Annotated in this window: 22 protein-coding genes and 2 tRNA genes; 14 read left to right on the forward strand and 10 right to left on the reverse strand. The window is 66.3% G+C overall.

Going from position 1 to position 22,455, the window contains the following annotated elements:
• Nucleotides 1-19 precede the first annotated feature (19 nt).
• A complete protein-coding gene (locus Q333_RS17970) occupies nucleotides 20-148 on the forward strand; it encodes a hypothetical protein (RefSeq protein WP_281173715.1) in 129 nt (42 codons plus the stop codon).
• On the opposite strand, the gene Q333_RS0108895 is transcribed toward Q333_RS17970, so the two are convergent.
• The 4 genes from Q333_RS0108895 to Q333_RS0108910 form a co-directional block, all read right to left on the reverse strand.
• On the reverse strand, nucleotides 145-2,859 hold the full coding sequence (locus Q333_RS0108895; RefSeq protein ID WP_029416397.1) for a valine--tRNA ligase: 2,715 nt from the start codon (nucleotides 2,857-2,859) through the stop codon (nucleotides 145-147). The two genes, Q333_RS17970 and Q333_RS0108895, sit on opposite strands and share 4 nt — an antisense overlap.
• Nucleotides 2,860-3,087: 228 nt before the next feature.
• The gene (locus tag Q333_RS0108900; RefSeq protein WP_029416398.1) at nucleotides 3,088-3,702 is read right to left on the reverse strand and encodes a DUF2497 domain-containing protein; all 615 of its coding nucleotides are present in this window, start codon (nucleotides 3,700-3,702) and stop codon (nucleotides 3,088-3,090) included.
• A gap of 142 nt (nucleotides 3,703-3,844) precedes the next feature.
• Nucleotides 3,845-5,374 carry a TolC family outer membrane protein gene (locus Q333_RS0108905; RefSeq protein ID WP_029416399.1) on the reverse strand — a complete coding sequence of 510 codons (1,530 nt, stop codon included), beginning with the start codon at nucleotides 5,372-5,374 and terminating at the stop codon, nucleotides 3,845-3,847.
• 129 nt (nucleotides 5,375-5,503) lie between these two features.
• The gene (locus Q333_RS0108910; protein WP_029416400.1) at nucleotides 5,504-6,133 is read right to left on the reverse strand and encodes a protein-L-isoaspartate O-methyltransferase family protein; all 630 of its coding nucleotides are present in this window, start codon (nucleotides 6,131-6,133) and stop codon (nucleotides 5,504-5,506) included.
• 156 nt (nucleotides 6,134-6,289) lie between these two features.
• Here Q333_RS0108910 and Q333_RS0108915 point away from each other — a divergent pair.
• Nucleotides 6,290-6,363 (forward strand) — tRNA-Cys (locus Q333_RS0108915).
• A gap of 228 nt (nucleotides 6,364-6,591) precedes the next feature.
• Here the strand turns inward: Q333_RS0108915 and Q333_RS0108925 are convergent.
• A complete protein-coding gene (locus Q333_RS0108925) occupies nucleotides 6,592-7,401 on the reverse strand; it encodes a TrmH family RNA methyltransferase (protein WP_029416401.1) in 810 nt (269 codons plus the stop codon).
• Nucleotides 7,402-7,466: 65 nt separating this feature from the next.
• Here Q333_RS0108925 and Q333_RS0108930 point away from each other — a divergent pair.
• Both Q333_RS0108930 and Q333_RS0108935 read left to right on the forward strand, forming a co-directional pair.
• Nucleotides 7,467-7,541: transfer RNA gene (locus tag Q333_RS0108930), tRNA-Asn, on the forward strand.
• A 392-nt stretch (nucleotides 7,542-7,933) separates the two neighbouring features.
• A complete protein-coding gene (locus Q333_RS0108935) occupies nucleotides 7,934-8,725 on the forward strand; it encodes a DUF4198 domain-containing protein (protein ID WP_051651209.1) in 792 nt (263 codons plus the stop codon).
• A 258-nt stretch (nucleotides 8,726-8,983) separates the two neighbouring features.
• Here Q333_RS0108935 and Q333_RS0108940 read toward each other — a convergent pair whose 3' ends face one another.
• Together Q333_RS0108940 and Q333_RS0108945 are read right to left on the reverse strand one after the other, a co-directional pair.
• A complete protein-coding gene (locus Q333_RS0108940) occupies nucleotides 8,984-9,745 on the reverse strand; it encodes a glutaredoxin family protein (RefSeq protein WP_029416403.1) in 762 nt (253 codons plus the stop codon).
• Nucleotides 9,746-9,902: 157 nt separating this feature from the next.
• Nucleotides 9,903-11,132 carry a hypothetical protein gene (locus Q333_RS0108945; RefSeq protein ID WP_157072408.1) on the reverse strand — a complete coding sequence of 410 codons (1,230 nt, stop codon included), beginning with the start codon at nucleotides 11,130-11,132 and terminating at the stop codon, nucleotides 9,903-9,905.
• Nucleotides 11,133-11,459: 327 nt separating this feature from the next.
• Between Q333_RS0108945 and Q333_RS0108955 the strand changes: the two genes are divergently transcribed.
• Entirely contained in the window at nucleotides 11,460-11,846 is a 387-nt protein-coding gene (locus Q333_RS0108955; protein WP_084175862.1) for an ArsR/SmtB family transcription factor, read from the forward strand.
• Nucleotides 11,847-11,851: 5 nt separating this feature from the next.
• Here the strand turns inward: Q333_RS0108955 and Q333_RS0108960 are convergent, their stop codons facing one another.
• Nucleotides 11,852-12,307: a MerR family transcriptional regulator gene (locus tag Q333_RS0108960; RefSeq protein WP_029416406.1), complete on the reverse strand. Its 456-nt coding sequence runs from the start codon at nucleotides 12,305-12,307 to the stop codon at nucleotides 11,852-11,854.
• Between the two features lie 73 nt (nucleotides 12,308-12,380).
• On the opposite strand from Q333_RS0108960, the gene Q333_RS0108965 reads away from it, so the two are divergent.
• From Q333_RS0108965 to Q333_RS0108990, 5 genes are all read left to right on the forward strand, one after another.
• Nucleotides 12,381-13,025: a cation transporter gene (locus Q333_RS0108965; RefSeq protein ID WP_029416407.1), complete on the forward strand. Its 645-nt coding sequence runs from the start codon at nucleotides 12,381-12,383 to the stop codon at nucleotides 13,023-13,025.
• Between the two features lie 491 nt (nucleotides 13,026-13,516).
• On the forward strand, nucleotides 13,517-14,770 hold the full coding sequence (locus Q333_RS0108975; protein ID WP_029416409.1) for a TolC family protein: 1,254 nt from the start codon (nucleotides 13,517-13,519) through the stop codon (nucleotides 14,768-14,770).
• Entirely contained in the window at nucleotides 14,767-15,954 is a 1,188-nt protein-coding gene (locus Q333_RS0108980; protein ID WP_029416410.1) for an efflux RND transporter periplasmic adaptor subunit, read from the forward strand. The genes Q333_RS0108975 and Q333_RS0108980 overlap by 4 nt, the downstream gene beginning before the upstream one ends.
• An 11-nt stretch (nucleotides 15,955-15,965) precedes the next feature.
• Nucleotides 15,966-19,187, forward strand: coding sequence for an efflux RND transporter permease subunit (locus tag Q333_RS0108985; protein WP_029416411.1), 3,222 nt, complete (start codon nucleotides 15,966-15,968; stop codon nucleotides 19,185-19,187).
• The gene (locus tag Q333_RS0108990; RefSeq protein ID WP_029416412.1) at nucleotides 19,184-19,768 is read left to right on the forward strand and encodes a cation transporter; all 585 of its coding nucleotides are present in this window, start codon (nucleotides 19,184-19,186) and stop codon (nucleotides 19,766-19,768) included. Before Q333_RS0108985 ends, Q333_RS0108990 begins: the two co-directional genes overlap by 4 nt.
• A gap of 289 nt (nucleotides 19,769-20,057) precedes the next feature.
• On the opposite strand, the gene Q333_RS0109000 is transcribed toward Q333_RS0108990, so the two are convergent.
• The gene (locus Q333_RS0109000) at nucleotides 20,058-20,246 is read right to left on the reverse strand and encodes a hypothetical protein (RefSeq protein ID WP_029416414.1); all 189 of its coding nucleotides are present in this window, start codon (nucleotides 20,244-20,246) and stop codon (nucleotides 20,058-20,060) included.
• A 100-nt stretch (nucleotides 20,247-20,346) separates the two neighbouring features.
• Here Q333_RS0109000 and Q333_RS18070 point away from each other — a divergent pair, with 100 nt between their 5' ends.
• Nucleotides 20,347-20,892, forward strand: coding sequence for a hypothetical protein (locus Q333_RS18070; RefSeq protein WP_035294030.1), 546 nt, complete (start codon nucleotides 20,347-20,349; stop codon nucleotides 20,890-20,892).
• 36 nt (nucleotides 20,893-20,928) lie between these two features.
• Here Q333_RS18070 and Q333_RS0109010 read toward each other — a convergent pair whose 3' ends face one another.
• Nucleotides 20,929-21,333: a MerR family transcriptional regulator gene (locus tag Q333_RS0109010; RefSeq protein WP_029416415.1), complete on the reverse strand. Its 405-nt coding sequence runs from the start codon at nucleotides 21,331-21,333 to the stop codon at nucleotides 20,929-20,931.
• A gap of 64 nt (nucleotides 21,334-21,397) precedes the next feature.
• On the opposite strand from Q333_RS0109010, the gene Q333_RS0109015 reads away from it, so the two are divergent.
• The 3 genes from Q333_RS0109015 to Q333_RS0109025 are packed head-to-tail and all read left to right on the forward strand — an operon-like array spanning nucleotide 21,398 to nucleotide 22,388.
• Entirely contained in the window at nucleotides 21,398-21,781 is a 384-nt protein-coding gene (locus tag Q333_RS0109015) for an MFS transporter permease (RefSeq protein WP_245591513.1), read from the forward strand.
• Nucleotides 21,778-21,993 carry a GDCCVxC domain-containing (seleno)protein gene (locus Q333_RS0109020; protein ID WP_029416417.1) on the forward strand — a complete coding sequence of 72 codons (216 nt, stop codon included), beginning with the start codon at nucleotides 21,778-21,780 and terminating at the stop codon, nucleotides 21,991-21,993. Before Q333_RS0109015 ends, Q333_RS0109020 begins: the two co-directional genes overlap by 4 nt.
• A gap of 35 nt (nucleotides 21,994-22,028) precedes the next feature.
• On the forward strand, nucleotides 22,029-22,388 hold the full coding sequence (locus Q333_RS0109025) for a bleomycin resistance protein (protein WP_029416418.1): 360 nt from the start codon (nucleotides 22,029-22,031) through the stop codon (nucleotides 22,386-22,388).
• Nucleotides 22,389-22,455 lie beyond the last annotated feature (67 nt).

The raw sequence follows: 22,455 nt of genomic DNA on the forward strand, positions 1-22,455 counted from the left end.
ACCGTTTCAGGAGGCGCGGATGCGCGTGATCTCCGTCCTGTTCGCCCTGGCCGTCCTGGTCGCGGCGCTCCTGCTGATCCCGGCCACGCGGCGCGGCATGCTCGTCGCCGCGGAGAGTGTCAGCATCACCATGCCCCGGATGCGCTAGAGCCCCGCCAACCGCCCCAACGCCGCCTGCAGACGCGCTTTGGTCGCCTCGGCCTCGGCCAGCTTGGCGCGTTGCTCCTCGACCACCTCGGGCGCAGCGCGGTCGACGAAGTTGGGGTTGCCCAGCTTCTTCATGACGTGGCCGATATCGCTCTCGGCCGCCGCGACCTCCTTGGTCAGGCGAGCCAGCTCGGCCGTCACGTCGATGACGCCGGCCAACGACAGGGCCGCAGCCGAGCCGCCCGAGACGATCGTCACGGCCCCCTCCGGCGCCGCCTCGGACACGGCGACCTCCGACACCCGTGCAAGTGTCAGGATCAGGTCGCGGTGCCGCTCGATCCGGGCGGCGGTCGTCGTGTCGGGTTGCACAAAAGTCAGGGGCGGCTTGGCGGCTGGGGGCACGTTCATCTCGCCGCGCAGGGCCCGGATCTCGCCCACCAGATCGACCAGCCAGCCGATCTCGTCCTCGGCGTCGGAATCGACGGACTCATCCGGCAGCACCGGCCACGCTGCGCCCAGCAGCATGGCCTCGTCCCGCGCCGCTCCGGCCCTGCCGAGTTCGGCCCACAGCTCCTCCGTGATGAAGGGCATGACCGGATGCAGAAGCTTCAGCGTCTGGTCCAGCGTCCACGCCGTCATGGCCCGGGTCTCGGCCTTGGCGGCATCGTCGGCGCCCTGGAACACGGGCTTGGCCAGCTCCAGGTACCAGTCGCAGAAGACGTTCCAGACGAAGCGGTAGAGCGCCGACGCCGCGTCGTCGAACCGACCGCCCTCGATGGCTTCCGACACCTGGCGCTCGGCCTTGGTCAGTTCGCCCCGGACCCAGCGGTTGATGGTCTGCTGCACCGTCGCCGGGTCGAATCCCGGGGCGCGGGCGCAGTCGTTCATCTGGGAAAAGCGCGCCGCGTTCCACAGCTTGGTGCCGAAATTGCGATAGCCCTCAATGCGCTGCTTCGACAACTTGATGTCGCGCGTGCCCGACAGGATGGCCATGGTGAAGCGCAGGGGGTCGGCCCCCAGCTCGTCGATGATGGTCAGGGGATCGATGACGTTCCCCTTGGACTTGCTCATCTTCTGGCCCTTCTCGTCGCGGACCAGGCCGTTGATGATGACCCGCCGGAACGGGACCTCATCCATGAAGTGCAGCCCCATCATCATCATCCGGGCCACCCAGAAGAAGATGATGTCGGCCGCCGTGACCAGGTCCGATGTCGGGTAGAAGCGCTTCAGGTCGTCGGTGTCTTCCGGCCAGCCCATGGTCGAGAAGGGCCACAGGGCGGAGCTGAACCAGGTGTCCAGCACATCCTCGTCCTGCGTCAGGGTCTTCCCGGCTGCTTGCGCCCTCGCCTCTTCCTCGGTTTCGGCGACGTAGATGTTTCCATCGGCGTCATACCAGGCCGGGATCCGGTGGCCCCACCAGAGCTGGCGGCTGATGCACCAGGGCTCGATGTTTCGCAGCCACTCGAAGTAGATCTTCTCGTAGGACTTGGGCTCGAAGACCGTGTCGCCCTGCTCGACCGCCTTCAGCGCAGGCTGGGCCAGGGTCGCGGCATCAACGTACCACTGGTCCGTCAGCCACGGCTCGATGACCACGCCCGAGCGGTCGCCGTGGGGCACGACGTGCTTCGTCTTCTCGATGTCCTTCAGCCAGCCCTCTTCCTCGGCGCGGGCGACGATGGCCTTCCTCGCCGCAAACCGGTCCATGCCGTCGTATTCGACCGGCAGGTCCGGAGCGCCCGCCGTGGTGATCCGCGCAAAGGCGTCCATGACGTTGATCGCCTGAACTCCCGCACGCTTTCCGACGCCGAAGTCATTGAAATCATGGGCGGGCGTGATCTTCACCGCGCCCGAGCCCTTGGTCGGATCGGCGTAGTCGTCGGCCACGATCGGGATGCGCCGCCCGACGATGGGCAGGGTCACGAACTTGCCGACCAGCCCGGCATAGCGCGCGTCGTCTGGATGCACCGCCACCCCGGTGTCGCCCAGCATGGTCTCCGGCCGCGTCGTCGCCACGACGATGTAGTCCCGGGTCTCAAACTCCGTCGCCTCGCCCAGCTCGTCGAAGGCGATGGGGTGTTCGTAGGTCACGCCGTCCGCGAGCGGATAGGCGAAGTGCCAGTAGTGGCCGTCGACCTCGCGCTGCTCGACCTCCAGGTCGCTGATCGCCGTCTGGAACTGCGGGTCCCAGTTCACCAGTCGCTTGTCGCGATAGATCAGGCCCTTGCGGTGCAGCTCGACGAAGACCTTGCGCACCGCCGCGTTCAGCCCCTCGTCCAGGGTGAACCGCTCCCGGCTCCAGTCGCACGAGGCGCCCAGGCGGCGCAGCTGCTGGACGATGGTCCCCCCGCTCTCGGCCTTCCATTCCCAGACCTTGGCCACGAAGGCGTCGCGGCCCATGTCGCGCCGGCCGACATTGCCCTGGGCCGCCAGCTGGCGCTCGACCACCATCTGGGTGGCGATGCCGGCGTGGTCGGTGCCGGGCAGCCACAGCACCGCCTTGCCCCGCATCCGGTGATAGCGGGCCAGAATGTCCTGAAGCGTATTGTTCAGCGCATGGCCGATGTGCAGCGACCCCGTCACGTTCGGCGGCGGAATGACGATCGAATAGGCCTCGGCCGCGCCTTCGGTCCGTGGCGCAAACAGGCCCGAGCTCTCCCACATCGCATACAGGCGGGGTTCGGCGGCCTTGGGGTCGAAAGTCTTCTCAAGCATGGTCGGCGTTTCGGTCTTTGCCGGAGCCCCCATCCGCCGTGCACCCCGGCGAAGGCCGGGGTCCAGATCGCGGACCAGTTGGCTGGGACAGCGCACCCGGGACCGCTTCGGCGAACGAGACCTCCATCTGGACCCCGGCCTGCGCCGGGGTGCACGGTGGGAGGAAAAGCAAAAGGGGCGGCCCGTCTGGACCGCCCCGTCCGATCTAGTCGCTAGCTGCGAGCGGGGCTAGCCCGCGCTGCGGGCGATGCGTTCGACTTCCTTGCGTACGGCGGCCTCGACGATGCCGGGCAGGTTGGCGTCGAGCCATTCCTTGAGCATCGGCCGCAACAGTTCGCGCGCCAGGGCGTCGATGGTCGGCCCGCTGCCGCCGGCCAGCGCCGCAGGTTCGGGCCTTGCGAGGCTGGCAGTCAGGCCGGCAAAGGCCGAGGCCGCGCTGGCGGCCGCGCCAGCACCCACCAGCGCCTCGACCGGAGCGGAGGTTTCGGACGTGGCGGGCGCGTGATGCACGGGCTCGGGCTCCGGCTGGAAGGCGGTCGGGAAGGGTTCGGGTTCGGGCTCTTCGTGGGCCGAAACGTCCAGATCGCCAATGCTTTCCACCGCCGGCGCCTCATAGCGCTCGGTCAGCTCCAGCACTTCCTCTTCGGCGGGCGCGGGCTCAGGCTCGGGCTCCGGCTCAGTCGCCATGACGGGCTCGGGCTCGGGCGCGACTTCAGGCTCCGGCGCAGGCTCGGCCGCCGCGGGCGCGGCCTCGGCGGCGGGCGCGTCATCTTCCGAGATGATCCGGCGGATCGACGCCAGGATCTCTTCCATCGTCGGTTCTTGAGCGGTCGTGTCGGTCATGGTCGGGCCTCGAGCGAACCTTCGGGAAGGCGAAAACATGGACGAGAGACTGTGGACCGACCCCCGGCCAGCCCTGTCCCGTTCGTCGCATCAACGACCAGCGGAATCAACGAGACTTTTTCGCCTCGTTGGTTAATCCGGCCTACTGACCCTGCGGCGCCGTCCGGATGATTTCGCCGTTCAGCTGATCGTCGATGGGCGCCTGCGGTCCGTCGTTGGCGGGCGTGACCGGCGGCGAGGCGATGCGGTCAAGCGCCTCGACGGCGAAGTCCCACGGCAGGCCGCCGCGATTGCGCACGCGGTCGGCGTTGACGGTCGGGTCGTAGATGTCGAGGGTCGGATCCAGGTCCTCGCCGCTCAACCGGCCCATCGAGGCCAGCAGGTTGGCCTGAGCGACGTACTGATTGCGGCGCGCTTGGGCGAGCGTGATCTCGGCGTTGCGGAGTTCCAGCTCGGCGTTCAGCACGTCAAGCGTGGTGCGCAGGCCGACCTGCTGCTCCTGACGCACGCCCTCGGCGGCGATGCGGGCGGCGCGCACACCCTCTTCGCCCGCCGCCAGCTGGGCGTTGGCCTGGATGATCTGGGCGTAGGAGGTGCTGACGTTCTGCAGCACCGTCCGCTCTTCGCCCCGGATGGCGATCTTGGCGGCGTTGGCCTGTTCGAGCGCCTGGGCGACCCGGCTGCGGTTCAGGCCGCCGGTGAACAGGGGCACCGTAAGCGTGGCGCCTGCCTGAAACGCCGTGTTCCGGCTGAGGTTGAACGACGACAGTTCGTCCTGGCCGCCATAAGAGGCCGAAAGACCCACGGAGGGCATGAACTGCGAGCGCGCCTGCGCCACCTGCGCCTCTGCGGCCTGAAGTTCATACTGAGCCGCGAGGACGCTGGGGTTTTCGGCGAGGCCGATGTCCAGCGCGGATTCGAAATCTGCGGGCACGCCCGGCAATGCCGGCGGCTGTTCAAGGTTGGCGGGCGCCTGCCCGACGACGGCCGCGTAGACCGCGCGCGACACCGAGAGCTGCGACTGGGCCCCGGCCAGGTCCGATTCGGACTGGGCCAGGCGCGCCTCGGACTGGGCCACGTCGGTGCGGGTGATCTCGCCGACCTCGAAGCGAGCGTTGGATTCCTCCAGCTGGCGTTGCAGGACGCCGAGGTTGGCCTCTCGGATGCGCAGGATCTCCATGTCGCGCAGCACGTCGACGTAGGCCTGGATGACCGAGCCCAGCACCGACTGCTCGACCGCGCGCAGCTGCTCGCGCCCGCTGCGCACATTGGCCTCGGCCGCATCGATGCCTCGTGCGACACGGCCGCCGGAATAGAGGGTCTGGTTCAGGCCGATCTGGGCGCTTCCGGTCTCATCCTCGGTAATGTTGTCTGACGGCTGGACATCGAAAACGCCGTCGTTGTTGAAATCGATGCCTTCCGTGTCCGGCGCATCCCGACGCGTGTAACTCGCCGACACCGAGGCTGACACATCCGGGCGCAGTCCGGCGCGCGCCTGGGGCACCAGTTCGTCGACCGCCCGCTGATTCGCCCGCTGCGCCTGCAGCGTCGGATTGGTGCGATAGGCGAGCGCGATGGCGTCCCGCAGCGTATCGGCGAAGGCCGGAGCCGCCGTCGACACCGCCACGGCGATGACGGCGACCGAGGCGAGCGCGCGCGAACGTTTGAACATGACCTGATCCTTCGGTGCGCCAGCCCGGCGCCGGTATCCCACGAACGGCGTAGTGCGTAAGAGCTTCGCCTTGCGCCAGTTAAGTTTTTTTCACGCGAACGCCAGTCCGATGCTCGTCCAATCCGGCGATCAGAGGGCGAAGGCGGGCGCCGGCGTCATTTCCTGCAAAACAGGCGGCGCCGCATCGAACAGTTCGCGCCGCGACACCCCGCCCTGGCCCTTCACATACAGGACCGCCCGGCCGTTCGGCCCGTGGCGCTCCACGACCGCCAGCCGACCGCCGACCCGCAGCGCCGCCAGCCAGACCTCGGGCTTCACCGCCACGGCGGCCTCGGACACGATCACATCGTAGCCCTCGCCCGACGGCTGGGCCAAGAGCGCGACCACAGCTTCCACGCCGGCCTCCGCCAGAGCCGGGGCGACGACCTCCATCACCGCCGGATCGGCTTCCTGCGCGGTGACCTTCAGGCCCAGCCGGGCCAGCACCGCCGCGGCATAGGGGGCCGCAATGGCCAGAGCCGTCTCGTCCTCGCGGACGTCGAGCGCCTGGATCAGCTTGGCGACCTCGCGGGCCTGCATCAGACGACGGCCGTTGGCTATCTCGACCTCGACCTCGCCATAGGCGGTGAAGGCGCGGTCCGGGGCGCAGAACCGTTCGCGCGGCACGGCCAGCAGCGCGGCCTGCAGCGACCGGTCGGTGACATCGCTCACGCGGACCTGGCTGTCGACCATAACCTTGCGGGCGGCGGCGAAGTCCATGCGGCGGGCGTCCTGACGGCGTTCAGAGGAAAACTGGCGCGCTTATAGGGTCGCGCGCCGCGCCGGACAATGTTTGCGACGGCCTCATTGCAGGCCTCGGATCGATCTGATAGCGAACGCGCCTCGCGATCGCGGGGCCCCGTCGAGGGGTCTCAGGGCCTGATGGCGGAGTGGTGACGCAGAGGACTGCAAATCCTTGCACCCGGGTTCGATTCCCGGTCAGGCCTCCATCGCGATCTCTTCGGGATCGACCCTAGATCGGCGCGGTCATCCAGCCGATCGCGCCAGCCGCGCCGACGCTGGCGGCGACGACCGCCACCGCGACCACGATCCGCACATTGCGGCCCATGAAGCTCAACAACCCAGCCATGTCGTCCTCCCCGGACCTCCATAGCGTCACGGAAACCGCCGTTCATCAAGGCGGATGAAGCGTTAATGGCTTGAATTTTTAACGACAGTCACGGCTGTGGCGGATCGCACACATGGTGGAGCGCGATCGCCGCCGAGGTCGCCACATTCAACGAGTCGAAGCCTCCGGCCATCGGAATGCCGACGGTCCGAACCCGATCCAAGATCGCTGACGGCAGGCCCGGCCCCTCGGACCCGACCAGCAGCGCCTGTCGCCCCTCCCGCCGCACGGCCGTAAGAGGCTCTCGCGCCGACGGCGACAGGGCGATCACCTCAAATCCGGCCGCCTCCAGCTGCTCGATCAGGATCGCGGGCGGCCCCGAGATGGCCGTCGGCGTCCTCAGCACCGCGCCCACCGAGACCCGAATGCTCTTGCGGTAAAAGGGGTCGCAGCAGCGGTCATCCCTCAGCACCGCCGCCGCGCCAAACGCCGCCGCGTTGCGAAACAGCCCGCCCATGTTGTCGTGATTGCCGACGCCCGACACCGCCAGCACCACGGCCCGCTCGCCCAGCTGTCGCAGAATCGTTTCGCCATCCGAAGGGACCGGCTTCTCACCAAGCGCCAGCATGCCTCGATGCAGCTCGAACCCCGCGATCCGGTCCAGCACCGCCTGCGACGCCGCATAGACCGGCACGCCGTCCGGAACCCGCGCCAGCAGCTCTGCCCGGCGCTCGATCCGGTGCGCCGCCATCAAGACCGCCCTCGGCCGACACAGCGACTGCGGCGACAGCAGCACGTTCAGCACCACCTCGCCCTCGGCAATGAACAGCCCCTCGCGCCCCGTCAGATCGCGCTCGCGGATGTCGCGGAAGGCGGCGACGCGGGGATCGTCGGGGTCTTCGACAGGCAGGATCGACACGGATGAGATTTCCCGTTGCGCGACGCGGAAAGCCGCTGCTATAGGCGCGCCTCCCGAGCAGCTGTTCCGCGGTAGCTCAGTGGTAGAGCAGCCGACTGTTAATCGGCTGGTCGTAGGTTCGAATCCTACCCGCGGAGCCACTTGGCTGTCTAGTGTGTTGTTTTCTTTCAGATTTCTTGTCTGAATGACCGCTTACCCACCAGGCTACCCACCAGGCAAACATCACCGGTCGCTCGGCTTCACCGGCTTTCAGTGCGTTTCAGCGCTCGAACACGGCACTCCCCGTGCACGATTTTTCTGCGGGGAAGCATGTCGGATTTGCCTCTCGGTCTGCAGGCAGGCGATCTGAGTCGACCGACTAGCCTGCAGACGCGGTCGTTTCATTCTGTTTTGGCATATTCCCAAACACGGGGACGGCACGACATCGTCGCTAAGGGGGTGCAGGGTCCCTAGGGCTTGGGTAGATAGGCGTTTCACGAGTTCGGTCGGCGCAGGCCCCGGTCGCGCAGTCAACCAGCGAGAGGCTTAGGGCATGAGAGCGCGTTCCACACTGGCTGCGGCCGTGGCTTTAAGCCTGTTCGGCGGGGCGGCGGTCGCCCACGACTTCTTTCTCGCGCCGGAGCGCTTCGTCAGGCCCGCTGGCCAGCCGCTGATTGTTCATGCAACCTCGTCGTCTGATTTCCCTGCCCTCAACATCGGTTCGCAGCCCACGCGCATCGCCGATCTTCAAGCTCTCGTTGCTGGCCGCCCCGCGGATGTCACGGTCACGGCTCAGCCCCAGTCTCTCCGTTTGACGGTGTCCAGCGAAAGTCAGGGAATGGCGTCGGTGACGCTGCAGACCATTTGGGGCGAAACGAGCTGGAGGCCGGACCAGGTCGACACCTATCTGGAGGAGCATCCCTTCAAGGCCGAAGAGGTTGCGACGGTGCGGCGTCTGCTGCCAGAAGGCGCGACACTCCAGATCCGGTCGCGCAGACTTGCCAAGACGTTTGTCTGTTTCCAGACGTGCACCCCGGCGGTGAACGGCGCTGGAGGGCTGGAAGTGGAGTTCCTTCCGGAGTTCGAGCCCGGCCGGACTGCTCCGACCCGCTTCCAGCTGGTCCGCAATGGTAATCCGATGTCGGCCCATCCGGTGACGATCAGGTTCGGTCAGGACCAACGCCGTGAGGTTCAAACCGATGGGAACGGCCGGCTCGAGCTACCCGAGGGCACTATAGGTCCCGTCATGCTGGTGGCCGCGACGCTTGACGCTCCGACCGAGGGCGGAGGACGTTTCACCACCAATAACGCAACACTGACGTTTGAAGTGGCAACGGACCGATAGACTGTCGCGGCCAACATTGCTTCGTCGGCGGCCGCCTACACCGGCGTTTGCAGGAAGTCGCAAGCGTCGATGGAGGCGCTTTGCTGCGTTACGCCTTCGAGCTGCGGCTGTGCTCATCAGCCCGACTGGGACTGCAAAAGCCGTCTAAAACCTCCCGTCACAGCACAGTCTGCCACGGATAGTCCGACATCACATCCTGGCCGACCTAATCGATAGCAGACCTAGCGCAACGGCGCTCCCAAAGCCGCACATCCGGCTTCACATGGCCATCGTGCCAGCTTGGCCGTATGTCATAAACGCCATCCACACCGCCATGGCGAGCATCATCAGGTTCTCGGTCAGCGACAAGAAGCCTAGCGGCACATTGCTGTCGCCGCCGACGCAGGCGCACTTCAGCTCGCGCTTGTCGATGTAGACGGCCTTGAACACCGAGACCGCGCCGATGCCGCCAATGAACAGGGCGACCGGGACCGACAGCCAGGTCAGCACCCCTGCCAACATCAGCGCCCCCGCTCCGAACTCGGCGAAGGGGTAGACCTTGCCGTAGGGCACCCAGCGTTTGGCCAACAGGTCGTAGTTCAGGAACATGGACGAGAAGCTCTCGATGTTCTGGAGCTTCAGCATGGCCAGCGCCATCATCGACAAGGCGATGAACCATTCTCCGGCGCGGAGGGTCAGCGGCGTGCCGTAGACTGTCAGGCTGAGCATGGCCGCCATGACCGCCGTGGTCAGGAAGACGACCAGGACCGGCGTATAGGTCGTCGCCTTGGGGTCGCGCACTTTCAGTCCGAGAAAACGGCGCAGGTCGTCGTGACCTCCGATCCTCCGTCCGTCGATGACAACTTGGGGCGTGGTCATGACCCCGTGTTCGGCCTTGAAGGCGTCCACCTGCTCGCGGGTGGTCAGCCAGTGGTCCTCGACCTTGTAGCCTCGGCTCTTCAACAGGTGACGGGCTTTCAGCCCCCAGGGACAGGTGTGGTCGGGCATCACCATGCGGTGGATGGTGGCGGTCTTGCTCATGTCGGCCTCCGTGATCTTCTCAATCCGAGGCGCACTCCTTAAGTTCCGTATCGTGATACGGAGTCAAGCATGAATGTTCGGAGGTGGTGACGCAGTTTGAACTTAGGGGTTAGGTATCGTGATCCAAACGATGCCAGGGGATGGGGGTCTGGGTCGTCTAGGGGTAGTAGCCCCGCTTGAAATAGTCCCCCAGGCAGACGTTACAAATCGAATGGTCATCGGGCTGTATGGCGACCGATGCGGCGATCGCGTCTTCCAGCGAATAGTAGGGCATCCAGACCCCCGACGACTTGGCACCGGCCTTGCGGCCCTGGCCGTCGCGGCAAAAAGCGCATTCTGCTTTGTGAACCTTGGTAGATTGGTGCGTGGTGCTCGAATAAACCCAATGCGACGGGGCCAGCACGACATCGTCGTCCGAAACTTCGATCAGGATCGGCTCGGACGGCGGCTCTTCGCCCTGCTCGGACTCCACCAGTCGGCGTTCGGCCGTGAAGTCGTCCGCCATCGTGAGCATGTCGGCGACCGACCAGAGCCGCGTTGCAAGGCCGGCCGCGATCGCCGCCGGGTCCCTCTTGATCCATTGGCGGCTGCGCGTTCCATCGGGCTGAAGGCGAGGCCGCATCGGGCGCGGAATCCAACAGTAGTTGTGATAGACGGCCCACATGGCGATGTGCCGCTCGTGGTTCAGCATCGTTTTGGAGAAGGCGTTGGTCTTCCGGTTGAAGCGCCGGTTTCCCATTCGCAGATTCAGATTCTGGCGCTCGATGTATGACGTGTGGGTGTCTTCGACGCGCCAGTCGCCGGAGCCCTTTTTTCGATTGGCGCCGATGTAGCGTCCGCCCGGCGCCTTGTTCCCGTTCTTGTCCTGCTTGTCGTATTGCTTCTCCAGGATGCCGTAGTCAGCGTCCGCGCCAAACGCGTTCCTGAAAGCCTTCGTGTAGGCCTTCAGGCCATCGGTCGCGAGGTGCGGCCGAACGACGAACCCGCCGTCCGGGCTCCGTTCCAATTTCCCCGCCACGTTCTTTAGGAACTCGCTGGCGTTGAGAGCGTCCTGATCGCCGAGGTGGTATTCGAAGATCAGCTTAAAATCCGCGCACATGGCGAGGTAGGTCCAGACACGGCCAGCGCCCTCGGGTGGGTCGATCATGTCCGACAAGTTCTTTTCCTTCGCCCCAACGAACGAATGCAGTTCGTCGGCTTGGATGTTGGCGATGTGCAGATTCTTGAGCGTCTTCATGTGGGCGATGGCCCAATCACCGACTTCGGCGAACAGCTTGGCGACGGTGTTCTGACTGACGTCGAAGATGCGCTCGCAGGAACGCTGCGACATGCCCTCGCACAGGCAATGAAGCATACGAACGCGCAGGTCCTGTGGCTTCCGGTTCATGGCGTGGAGCCCGCCCGCGCGATCACGAACGTGTAGAACTCGTCAACTTGGAGGCCGGAGCCTGCGCCTTGATCGATCGAGGTTGCGACCGGTTCGCTCGACGGTGAACCGACGTCATCCGCTGTCGGCTGGCACAGCGTCTCTTCAGGCGTCCCTTCCATGCTCCATCCTCCTCACTCTCGCTCGGGAATGAGGCGACTTCATAAAGCAGCGACATGTCTAGGTCAACGATATATCGGCGTATCACCGTATGTCAATATTCTTGACGTAGAACACCCTCGAATGTCAGGATTCACGACATAGACCCGGTGTCACGGTTCGTGACAGATGAACACCTTGACGAACAACGGATTTTCGGTAGAGTCCGAAGTTCAACGTATCGGAGGAGTCCGAATTATGGATATGGCAGTCGTGATGATGGGCTTCTCGGCCCTTTCGACCGTGTCGCGGGTAGAGATTCTTCGGCTTCTCGCCAAAGAGGCGCCGCCGGAGGGCATGAAGTCCGGCGACATTGCGAAACGGCTGGGGGTCGCGCAGAACACCCTCTCTACCCAGTTGATGATGCTGTCCCATGCCCGATTGGTTCAGTATCAGCGGGACGGCCGGTCCATCCTCTATCGCGTGGACCAGGAGAACCTTCAGGCGTTGTCGGACTTCCTTTTGAAGGAATGCGTTGGCCTGCCGCGCGCCCGACCGACGCGCAAAGCCGCCTAGCCGGGTTAGAAGTCCGACCTCGTGCCGCCGTGATCGGCGCCACAGCGGTCGTGATCATGTAGGACCTCGATCACCTTGCAGGCCGAGACGCGCCCACCGGCGCACTCGGCCGTCATCCGGGAGAGTTCGGCCTGAAGGGCCTTCAATCGAGCGATTTTTCCCGTGACCACCGCGAGGTGGCGGTCGGCGATTGCGTTGGCCTCGCCGCACGGCCGCTCCGGTTCATCGGCTAGGTCCAGCAGCGAGCGGATCGAGTCCAGGTCGAAGCCCAGGTCACGGGCGTGGCGGACAAACGACAGCCGGCGCAGTGCCGCGTCGTCGTACACGCGGCGATCGCTCGCGGTCCGCTCCGGGGCGGGCATGATCCCGATCTGCTCGTAGAAGCGGATGGTGGGGACCTTCACGCCCGTGAGCGCGGCTAATCTCCCGATGCTTCGCGTGGACAGGGAGGTGGAGGCCATCTCGTGAAAATAGGCGCTTGATCCTCTAGTGGCTAGAGGATGCAGAAGGGTCTCTCCCACTTGGAGGTCGCCCGTGAGCCAGCCGATCCTGAATGAGCCTTCCGCCGGCTGCGGATGCGGCGCCGCCGTCAAGTTTGACGGCGCCACGCCCGCCTATCGCCGCATCCTTTGGTCGGTGATCGCCATCAACGCCCTCGCGTTCGTGGCGTTGGCCGGGGGCGCCTGGCTGCAAGGTTCGGCGGCGCTGGGGGCGAACGCTCTGGATTTCTTGGCCGACAGCGCGACCTACGCGATCAGCCTATGGGCTATCGGTCGCTCGACGCGGATCAGGGCGGGCGCGGCCCTGCTGAAGGGCGCGAGCCTCGGGCTGCTCGCCGCCTTCATCCTGGGCTTCGCGATCTGGCGCGCCGTGTCGGGGGCGCCGCCGGAGGGGGCCGTCATCTCAGGGCTGGGACTGCTCGGCTTCGTCGCCAACGGCATCGCCGCCCTGCTGCTGGTTCGCCACCGTGACGGCGACGCCAATGTCCGGTCCGTCTGGCTCTGCACCCGCAACGATCTCATCGAGAGCCTGGTCGTCGCGGCGGCAGGCGGTTTGGTGTGGATCACCGCTTCGCGCTGGCCCGACCTGATCGCGGGCGTTATCCTGGCCTTGGTCTTCCTTCAGTCGGCCTGGGCGATCGTTCGCCAGTCGCGCGACGAGTTGAGGCAGGGTTCATGATTGGCTGGTTCGGCAAAGCTGGGGCGCGACGCAGCGCTCGTGCGAGAAGGACGTGTTCTTCAACGCGCCTCATGCTATGGGGCCGCGTGGACATGATGCGGCTCAAACGAGGATGGATGGCGGCGGTGCTCGCGGCGTTCATGTCGCTGTTCGTGCTTTCGTCCGCCGTGGACGCCGCGACCTGCGCGTTGGAGCCGGCGCACTCGACCTCCGCCGAAGCCTCATCCGGCTCGCTGGACACGGAATCCGGCGACCTTGGTGAAGACCATGCGATCTGTTCGCATGGTCACTGTCACCACGGTGGCGCGCCCTTGCCGCTGGCCCCGGAGCCGGCGGCAGCGACCCCCGACTCGACCACGACGCCGCTCCTACCGGCGTCCGAGCCCCTGGATTCACGCACCCCCAGCGGTCCCAAGCGCCCTCCCAGAGCCTGACGATGCCCTGCGCCTGATGGCGCTCGTCAATCGTTTGGAACCTCTGGGACATGGAACATGCCACCCCTGAAATTCTGCCGCTCGCGTCTCGCGATCGGCTGCGCCGTGGTCGCCATGGCGACCGTCGCGATCGGCCCTGCCTGGGCCGACCCCGTGCCGTCATACGAAGAACTGCTCGAACGCATCGGCCTGACGCCCGGAGCGCTGGAAGCCGACGCCCTGGTCGATGCGGCCGAAGCGCGCGTCCGTCAGGCGGGCGTCCGGCCGAACCCCGAACTGAGCCTTGAAGCCGAGAACGCCTTCGGCAGTGGACCCTTCTCCGGCTACGACAACGCCGAGACCACCCTGTCGGTCAGCCAAGACCTGGAACTCTGGGGCCGGCGAAGCGCCAGGGTGGGCGTCGCCCAGGCGGAGGGTAGAACGTCGCTGCTGCGGCGCGACCTCGCCACGCTGGACGCGGCAGGCAGACTGGCGCTCGCCTATGCCGAAGCCGAGGCGGCCGAGCGGCGACTTCAGTTGGCGCAGGAAGCGCTCGACCTGACGATCGCCGACGCGCGGGCGCTGATGATCCTGGTCGAGGAGGGCCGCGAGCCGCTGTTTCGTGGCATCCAGGCCCAGAGCCAAGCGGCGGCGGCGAGAGCCGCGCTCGACGAGGCCCAAGCCGAACGCGACGCCGCCTTCGCGAGACTGACCGCCGTGGCGATGCTGCCGAACCCGGTGACCTCCATTGGTGCCAGCCTGCTGGATCGGGAGCCGCCCGCGCTCGTTCCGACCTCCTCGACGTCGCCCGAAGTGCGGGTGGCCGAGGCCGAACGCGCCGCCGCCGAGAGCCGGATCGAAGTGGAGCGGGTCCGCGCGAGGCCCGACGTCCGCGTCTCGGTCGGCGTGCGTCGTTACGAGGCCGAAGACGCGACAGCCCTGACGTTCGGGGTCAGCATGCCGCTGCCGCTGTTTGACCGGAACCGAGGCAACTACGACGCCGCCCAGGCCGAGTTTCGGGCCGCCGACGCGCGCGTTATGGCTGCGACACAGACCGCGCAGGCCGATCTCGCCGGGGCTGAGGCTCGATTGCGATCCGCCAACAGCCGTGTCTGGGCGACCGACGGCGGCGTGACGGCAGCAGAGGAGGCGTATCGCCTCTCCCGGATCGGCTTTGAGGCCGGACGCATCTCGCAACTCGAACTCAGTTCATCCCGAGCCGCGCTGATCGCGGCCCGCAACGCCGCCGTTGACGCCCGCCTCGCGCGGGTCCGGGCGGAAGTCGATCTCGCGCGCCTGCAAGGCCGTTTCCCGTTTGGATCATCGAAATGAAACGCACCCCCAACATCAACAAGACCTGGCTCATGGCCGGGGTCGCCGCCGTCGTCGTGATTGGCGGTGCGGGCCTCTACGCCATGTCACGCTCGCCGGCCGAAGCACCGGCCGCGTCAGCCGAAGGAGAACATGTCGAAGGTGAAGAAGGTCATGCCGAGGAAGGCGCGGCCGAGGAAGGCGTCGTCCTCCTGACCGAGGCGCAGATCGCCGCCGCGAACATCTCGGTCGTCGCGGTCACGGGCGGCGGCGGAAGCGAGACCCGTCTTTCCGGGCGCGTCGAGCCGATGGTGGACGCGCGCGCGGCCGTCGCCGCAAGCGTAGGCGGGCGCGTCGAAAGAGTTCTGGTAGCACCTGGGCAGTCGGTTCGCGCGGGTCAGCCCCTGGCGGTGCTGGTCAGCGGCGATGCCGCTGCCCTGCGCGCCGAGGCGGACGCCGCGAACGCGTCGGCGGATGCTGCTCGCCGCGCTTATGAGCGTGACCGTAACTTGGAAGAAGCCGGCGTCGTTGCGCGTCAGGAAGTCGAGACATCGCGGGCTCAGTCGCTGAGTTCGGACGCCGCCGCACGCGCGGCGCGAGCGCGGGTCTCGGCCGCCGGCTCTCCCAATGCCTCGGGTCGACTCAGCGTCGTCAGCCCCATCAGCGGGGTTGTAACCAGCGTTCAAGTCGGGCCGGGCGGCTTCGCCGCCCAGGGCGGGGTGATCGCCGAGGTCACCAACCCGGCGCGGGTCGAGATCATCTTCGCGGCGCCTCCCGCGCTCGCGGCCCAGGTTCGCGCGGGTTCGACCGTGCGCGTGCAGGCACCGGCGGGCGAGTTCGACGCCGTCGTCACTGGCGTCGCCGCCGATGCAAGCGAAGAAAGCGGTGCAACGATCATACGCGCCCGGCCGACCGGAGGGGGATTGCCGCCCGCAGGATCGGCCGTCTCCGGCGTTGTGGTCACGGACCAGTCCGCCGGCGGCCTCACGGTCCCGTCCGACGCCGTCCAAACCGTAGAGGGTTCGAACGTGGTGTTTGTGCGCACCGCGACGGGTTTTCGCGCCGCCCCCGTCCTGGTCGGCCGGCAAGCCGGCGATCGAACCGAAATCCTGAGCGGCCTGACCGGGACCGAGCGCATCGCCGGAACCAACGCCTTCCTCCTGAAAGCCGAACTCGCCAAGGGCGAGGCCGAGCACGGCCACTAGGGAGCGACAGCATGTTCAGCGCAATCATCGCGGCATCCGTCCGCTTCCGTTGGTTCGTCATCCTAGCCGTCAGCCTCGTGGCGGCCCTGGGTCTGTTCGAACTGACCAAGCTGCCCATCGACGCCGTTCCCGACATCACCAACAGACAGGTTCAGATCACCACGGTCGCCCCCGCCCTGGCGCCCGAGCAGATCGAGCGGCAGGTCACCTATCCGCTGGAAACTGCCCTCGCGGGCATCCCCGGCCTGACCAGCACGCGGTCACTGTCACGCAACGGCTTCAGTCAGATCACCGCGATCTTCACGGACCAGACCGACATCTATTTCGCGCGTCAGCAGGTCGCCGAACGGCTCGCCGCCGCGTCGGAGGGCCTTCCTGAAGGCGTGGAGCCGGGGCTGTCGCCGATCACCACCGGCCTCGGCGAAGTGCTGATGTGGACGGTCGATTACGTCCCCTTCAACACCGAGAACCTTTCCAGACCCGGCCAGCCCGGCTGGCAGGCCGGCGGCGTCTACCTGACACCGGAGGGTGAGCGACTGACGACGCCAGAGCAGCGCGCGACCTATCTGCGGACGGTCCAGGACTGGATCATCGCGCCGCAGATGCGCACGACCGCTGGCCTAGCTGGCGTCGATACCGTTGGTGGCTACGTCAAGGAGTATGCCGTCAGGCCCGACGCCGCGCGGTTGTCCGCTTATGGTCTGGGCCTCGGCGACCTGGTCCAGGCGGTCGAACGCGCCAATACGCAGGCCGGCGCCGGCTACATCCAGCGCGCGGGCGAGGCCCTGGTCGTCCGCACCGACGCTCTGGCGCTGACCATCGACGATCTGGCCCAAGCCCCCGTGGTCAATCGCGGCGGCCTGGTCGTCCGGGTCGCCGACGTCGCCACAGTCGAGATCGGTCAGGCCCCACGCCTGGGCGGCGCCAGCCGTGACGGGCATGAGGCGGTGCTCGGCACAGCCCTGATGATCGCCGGCGGCAACAGCCGCACGGTGGCCCAGGCGGCGGCCGAGCGGCTGGCGGTGGTGGACGACAGCCTGCCTCCTGGCATCGTCGCCCTGCCGGTTCTGAACCGCAGCGAGCTGGTCAACTCGACCATCTCGACCGTCGCTCGGAACCTGACCGAGGGTGCGCTGCTGGTCATCGTCGTTCTGTTCCTGCTGCTGGGCAACATCCGCGCCGCCACCATCACGGCCCTGATGATCCCGCTGTCCTTCCTGTTCGCCGTCATCGGCATGAACAGGTTCGGCATCAGCGGAAATCTGATGAGCCTGGGTGCGCTGGACTTCGGTCTGATGGTCGATGGCGCGGTCGTGGTGATCGAGAATACCCTGCTGATGCTGACCCAACGACGGGCTCAACTGGGGCGGATGCTGACCCGACATGAGCGCCTGGACGTGGCGGTTCAGTCCGCGCGCCAGATGGTGAAGCCGGCCGCCTTCGGCCAGTTGATCATCCTCTTGGTCTTCGCACCGCTGCTGCTGCTCGAAGGGGTCGAGGGCAAGACGTTCCAGCCGATGGGCGCGACCGTCATGCTTGCCCTCGTCGGAGCCTTCATCTTCTCCTTCACCTTCGTGCCTGCCATGACCGCCCTGCTTGTGCGCGATCCCAAGTCCGTTCACGTCGGCGCCGACGGTCAGGTCGCGGAGCACGAGACCTGGCTTCTCCGCTTCGCCCGGCGCTTCCTTCAGCCGGCGATCCAGGTGGCGGTGTCACGGCCGAAGATCGTGCTGATCTCCGCTGTCGCGGCCCTCGCGGTCGGGCTCGCATCCTTCATGGCGCTGGGACGGGAGTTCATCCCGACCCTGGACGAAGGCGACATCGCCATGCAGGCGTTGCGCGTCCCATCCGCCTCCTTGGAGCAATCCCTGACGATGCAGATGGCGTTGGAGCGCGCCATCAAGGCCCAGCCGGAGGTGGAGACCATGTTCTCGCGCACCGGCACGGCCGAGGCCGCCGTCGACCCCATGCCGCCCAACATCTCCGACAGCGTCATCGTGCTCAAGGACCGCAAGGATTGGCCCGATCCGGACCTGGAGAAGGAAGAACTGATCGAACGGATCGAAGGCGTGGCCGCCCAGCAGATCGGCAACAATTTCGAATTCAGCCAGCCGATCGAATTGCGGTTCAACGAACTGATCTCCGGCGTGCGCACAGACCTCGCGGTCATGGTCTATGGCGACGACTTCGACACCCTCCAGCGGGTCGCGGATCAGGTCGCGACCGCGCTTCGGGAGACGACCGGATCGGCCGACGTTCGGGTCGAGCAGGCGTCCGGCCTGCCCACCCTGACCGTCAGCGTAGATCGAACCGCCGCCGCCAGCTACGGCCTGTCGGCCGCAGACGTCAGCGAAGCGGTCTCGGCCGGCATCGGCGGCGCCGAGGCCGGACGCATCTTCGAGGGCGACCGGCGGTTCGACGTCGTCGTCCGCCTGCCCGACGACGCCCGCAACGACCCGGCGGCCTTGGCGGCGCTTCCCATCGTGTCCGACACCGGCGTGATCGTGCCCTTGTCTTCGGTCGCGCGGATTCAGACGGCGGAGGGGCCGAACCAGATCAGCCGCGAGAACGGCAGCCGCCGTATGGTGGTCCAGGCCAATGTGCGCGGGCGTGACCTGGGCGGCTTCGTCACCGAGGCCCAAAGCCAAGTCGCAGAGATCGCCCTGCCGGCCGGGGTCTATCTCGATTGGGGTGGGCAGTTCGAGAACCTGAAGCGAGCCGAGCAACGCTTCGGCCTCGTCATTCCGATCGTGTTCGTCCTGATCGGGGTGCTGCTGTTCCTGGCGTTGGGATCGTTCGCGGAGGCCGGTCTGGTCTTCGCCTGCGTCCCTCTGGCTTTGGTGGGCGGAGCCCTGGCGCTGCTGCTGCGCGGGATGCCGTTTTCGGTCTCTGCGGCGGTCGGCTTCATCGCTGTGTCGGGCGTGGCGACCTTGAACGGCCTTGTCCTGATGCAAGCCATTCGAGAGCGGCTGACGGCCGGGCTGACGCCCAACCAAGCCGCCATCGAAGGCGCGTCCAGCCGCCTGCGAGCCGTTCTGACGACGGCGCTCGTCGCCATCGTCGGCTTCATCCCGATGGCGCTGGCCCACGGCGCCGGCGCCGAGGTGCAGAAGCCGTTGGCGACGGTGGTGATCGGCGGTCTGCTGACCGCGACCATCCTGACCCTGCTCGTCCTGCCGACCTTCGCGGCCAGGGCGGTCAAACACCGGACGTCGGAAGGAATGGACGATTGAACGCCCTGAATGCTCAAGACCAGCGGCAGCGCCGGACGCTGCTGCTGGTCCTCGTCCTGAACTTCGGGCTGTTCCTGGCGCTGGGGGTGGCGGGCTGGCTGGCCGACTCCAGCGCCTTGCTGGCGAACGCGGCCGACAACGCTTCGGACAGCGCGGTCTATCTGATCAGCTTCCTGGCCGTGGGCCGCGCCCCGCGATGGAAAAAGACGGCCGCCACGATGTCCGGGGTTCTCCTGCTGCTGTTCGCGATCGGGGTTCTGGCGGACGTTGGCCGTCGATGGCTGATGGGGACGGAGCCCATCGGGCCGACCATGATGGTCATGGCCCTCGCTGCGGCCCTCGTGAACCTCTGGTGCCTGAAGCTGCTGCAAAAGGTGGACAGCGACGACGTCAACATGCGCGCCGCCGAAACCTTCAGCTTCAACGACTTCGTGTCCAACGGCGGCATCCTGGTCGCCGGCGGCTTGGTCCTCTGGCTCGGTCAGGCTTGGCCGGACCTGATCGTCGGCGCCTTGGTTGCGATCGTGGCGGCCAAGGGAGCGTTTGAGATATTGAGCGACGTCAGAGATCAGCCTTCCTGAAAAGCAAAACGCCGGGCCTTCGAGCCCGGCGTTCTTCATTAGCGCCCGCGAGCCAACGCCCGCGCCATCTCTCGGAGTTCTTCCCGCGTAGGCCGGGGGTGCTCCGCTTTCACCTCGGCCATCAAGGCTTCTTCTTCGGCCGTGATAGGCGTTTCGTCGTCTTCAGTTTCGCCCGAAAACCGGCGAGCGGCCCGCACCATGCGGGCCGCTCGCTCGTCATCGCGCGTCCTGTCTCTTCGGGTCATCCGCACCTCGTCTCGGTCAGCATAGCACGCATCGTCGGCTTAGGTCAGGCCGCCGGAGAGTAGGCGAGACGGCGCAGCAGAGAGCAAACGGCACCCTCCTTGGTCGGCGACTGCACGCAGACGCGCCCATCGACTCGACCGATGTAGCGGACTACGCCTCCGATGAATTCTTGAGCGACGGTGAGCGTCTGGTTTCCCCGACGCAGTTCCATGGTTTCGATGTTGTAGCGCATGGCGATCTCCTCTGTTCGCCACGCACCGCTCCGGCCGCTGATCACCGTTATCAATCTAGAAAATCAAACTGCGTCACCACCTGATCGGACGATCGCGGGCTTGGCGCGCGAGGGCGGGGTCGGGGTCGAGACGGTGCGATTCTATCAACGGCGCGGCCTGTTGCCGACGCCGGATCGCTGGTCGCGCGACGGCGGGGGCGCCGGCATCCGCTATCTCGCCTATCGCGCCGCCGGCGATCATCCGCGCGGGACGGAGATCGCGTTCCGCCGGGCCTCCGGCGAATTCTATCTGTCGAGCGCCCTGATTGAGCGCGGCCTGCGGCAGGCGATGGCCGAGCGGGGCCGCACGGTGTTGCAGACCACCACCGTCGATCCCGGAGCCGCCACGGGCGGTTTCATCTTCGCCGATCAGCTTTCGATCCCGGAGGGGACGGTTCGGGCGATCCTGGTCGAAGTGAACTTCGGGGGCGCGCCTCACCAGTTCACCATCACCTTGGCGCCGTCAGGCACATCGTCTGAAGTTCCGACCAACATCCCCGCCGTCGCTTCGCAAAGGATGCAGGCCATGCAGCGCACGCCGGAGACTTGGCACTGGACCGACGGACCTTCGCCAACCCCTTACGACGGTCTCGAAATTATCGAATGACCTTTGCTGCCAAGGTGCAGGCCAGTAGCAGCTTGATCAGTTCAACCCTAATTCTTGGATCACCGGACAGCGGATTTCCCGTCCGTCGCGACAATCGGCGACGGCTTGTTGCAAGACGGCTCGAAGGCGTCGCAGGTCGGCGATCTTTGCGTCGATGCTGGCGACCTGCTCCTGGGCCATGTCGCGCACCTCGCTGCAAGCCTGAACCTCCGGTTCGCTCAGCGCGATCAGCCGTCGAATGGCGTCGATGCCGAAGCCGAGTTCGCGGGACCGACGGATGAACTTTAAGCGCTGAGAATGACTTGGCGCATAGCTTCGATGGCCGCCCTCCGTCCGGGCTGGGGCTGGCATCAGCCCGATCCGCTCGTAGTAGCGCACCGTCTCCAAATTGACGCCGGCACCACGCGCCAGGCGTCCGATGGTCAAAACCTGACTGCGCATCCTCTTGATCCCGTAGTGGCTACGGGTTGTAGGCTGTATCAGAGATTGAGCAGGAGACACCATGATGACCGATCAGAACCGTCCTCGTATCCCAGAGGTCGCCGTCGGCGCGTCGGCGGCTGTCAGTGGAGTCGCCGCCGTTTTCGCTTGGGCGGCCTGCTGCGTCCTGCCGCTGGCTTTGTCGGTAGCCGGTGTCTCGTTCGCCGGCGCTGCGATCATCGCCGGCGCGCGGACTTGGTTGACGCTTCTTACCGCCGTGATCTTGGCGGCGGGTTGGTTGCTGCACTGGCGCCGTCTTCAGTTATGCAAGCGCAACGCCGCCTGTGCTCGCCCTTCGCCGCTGGCCTTTTGGTTGCTAGTCGTCGCCTCGTTCCTGGTGGCGCTGTCACTAGCTTGGGAGCCCTACATCGAACCGTGGGCCATGCCCCAATTGGCGGCGATGCGATGACATCTATCCTGCTGGAATCGACGCTGACCTGCCCACAATGTGGTCATATGGCGACTGAGATGATGCCGACCGACGCCTGCATCTGGTTCTACGATTGCCTCGGCTGCGGCACCAAACTGCGACCCGAGCCCGGTGACTGCTGCGTGTTCTGCTCCTACGCCGATGTGCCGTGCCCGCCGATCCAGGTGGATGGCAAGGGTTGCTGCGGCTAGTGTCCGCTACAAGCCGCTTCGATCTGGAGATCGCCGTGACCGACCATGCTACGCCCAATCTGCCGTCGCGGGATTTCGAGACGACATCGCGGTTCTATTCTCAATTCGGCTTCGAACAGGGGTGGCGCGACGATGGCTGGATGATCATGAAGCGGGGCGAACTGACGCTGGAGTTCTTCCCTCACCCGGAAGTTGACCCGCTGACGAGTTGCTTCAGTTGCTGCCTGCGCCTCGACGACCTTGATGCCTTCTATGCCATCTGCAAAGCGACGGGACTGCCCGAGACGTGCATGGGCCAACCACGCCTGCACGCACCTAAGACCGAGGAGTCGGGATTGCGGATAGGTGCCCTGGTAGACCCGGACGGGACCTTGATTAGACTGATCCAGAACTAAGATCACGTCGGACTGGAAAGTCACCGGGGGCTTAAGACTCACCTTGCAATCCTCCGACTTTTCGAGG

The organism is Brevundimonas bacteroides DSM 4726 (genome assembly GCF_000701445.1).
GTDB lineage: Bacteria > Pseudomonadota > Alphaproteobacteria > Caulobacterales > Caulobacteraceae > Brevundimonas > Brevundimonas bacteroides.